Raw genomic sequence first — 1,744 nt, 5'->3', positions numbered from 1 at the left:
CTGGTCTGGAACAACCTGAACACCCACGTCAGCACCGCGATGGCCGAGCTGATCGCCGCCCGGCCTGGCTGACGGTGTACCGGCTGCCGCCGTACGCCCACGAGCTCAACCCCGTCGAGCCGGTGTGGGCGCACCTGAAGCGGTCGCTGGCCAACCTGACCAAGCACAACCTCGCCGAGCTGACCGCGCTGGTGAAGACCCGCCTGAAACAGATGCAGTACCGCCCCGGGCTCCTGGCCGGCTTCCTCGCCAGCACCGGTCTCGACCTCAGCCGGGTGTAACCCTCGCCGCTAATGATCTTTAGTACTGCAGCCGTAGTTCGTGATCATTGGTTCTCGCGGCGTCGGTAGTGGCATTCGCGAGCTCGGTGTTGATGTCGTCGTCGCCAGTTCGACCAGCTCAGCAGGGTGGTCAGGGTCGGGTGGCCGCCGAGTAGCAGGGCGTCGAACAGCCGCCGGAACTCGTTGACGGTCAGCTCGATCAGCCCGGTCGGGGCGGGGTGGGCGTGGCGTTCGATGGCGGTGGCCACGGCGAGGAAGGCGTGGGCGAGCATGGCCAGGGTGGTCCAGCGATGCCAGGAGGTCCAGCGGCGGAGCTGGTGCTGGTCCAGGCCGGTCAGTCCCTTGACTGCTTGGAATGACTCCTCGATCCGCCAGCGCTGCCCGGCCACCCGCACCAGGTCGCGCAGCGGCAGTCGGTGGGGGCTGTAGCAGCGCAGATAGGCCAGCTCGCCGGTGGCGTCGGTGCGGCGGATCAGCAGGTGATGCCGCCCGGTGTCGGCTGCGTCCTCCGGTTGCAGCGCGATCCAGGCCCAGGAGTAGATGCGGTGGCCCTTGCTACCGGCCCCGGCGGAGAGCTTCTGCCAGGCCCGGTCGGGCAGCAGGGCCGGCAGCTGGTCGACGCGGATCGCTCCGGCCTGGGTGGGCACCCGCCGGTTCGCGGCGACCTGCAGCACATACCCGAGCCCGAGCTGGCGCGCGGTGCGGCGCAGGGTGGGGTCGGCGCCGTAGACCTCATCCCCGGCCACCCAACCAGCGGGGACCCCGGCTGCGACCGCTCGGCGGATCAGCCCGGTCGCCAGCGCCGGCTTGGTCGCGAACACGATGTCGTCTGGAACGCCGGCCGCGGCACACCGATCGCGATCTTCAGTCCAGGACCTCGGCAGATACAGGGCGCGGTCGATCAGTGCGTGGCCGCGTCGGGCGGCGTAGGTCAAGAACACGGCGACCTGGGCGTTCTCGATCCGCCCCGCGGTGCCGCTGTACTGGCGCTGGACCCCGACCGAGTGCACCCCCTTCTTCACATCGCCGGTCTCGTCGACCACCAGCACCGCGTGCGGGTCGGCGAAGGCGTCGATGACGTAGTCACGCAGGTCATCGCGCACCGCGTCGGCATCCCAGCACGCCCGGGCCAGCAGATGCTGCATCCCGTCCGGCGTGAGATCGCCGCGGTGCTCGGCGATCGTCCAGCAGTTCTTGCGATCCAGTCCGGACAGCATCCCCAGCATCAGTCCGGCGGCACGCCGCCGCGGCTCACACCGGGCAAATCGCGGGGCAACCCGATCGATGACCGCGCCGAACGCCGTCCACCACCGCTCAGGATCTACGCTGTGCGCCGCGGCCACCGCGGCGTCTTCGTTGTTCCACACAAGCACCGAATGCTCGCCCGGTGGCCGCCCTGATCAGCGCAAACACGCCCGACCCGCGCCGGCCAGGCAGATCACGATCTACGGCTGCAGTACTAG

Annotated in this window: 1 protein-coding gene and 1 pseudogene; one reads left to right on the top strand and one right to left on the bottom strand. The window is 69.7% G+C overall.

Annotated elements, in window-relative coordinates; all coding sequences use genetic code 11:
- A pseudogene (locus VLJ82_RS17535) lies at positions 1 to 281 on the top strand (transposase); the annotation flags it as partial.
- 44 nt (positions 282 to 325) lie between these two features.
- Here the strand turns inward: VLJ82_RS17535 and VLJ82_RS17530 are convergent.
- Complete coding sequence (locus tag VLJ82_RS17530; protein WP_422653731.1) at positions 326 to 1,624, bottom strand: IS701 family transposase; 1,299 nt, start codon at positions 1,622 to 1,624, stop codon at positions 326 to 328.
- Positions 1,625 to 1,744: the final 120 nt, after the last annotated feature.

The organism is Jatrophihabitans sp., assembly GCF_035474675.1.
In the GTDB taxonomy this organism is placed as follows: domain Bacteria; phylum Actinomycetota; class Actinomycetes; order Mycobacteriales; family Jatrophihabitantaceae; genus Jatrophihabitans_A.
The sequence above is the reverse complement of the archived record's forward strand: the minus strand, read 5'-3'. Positions and strand labels throughout refer to the sequence as shown.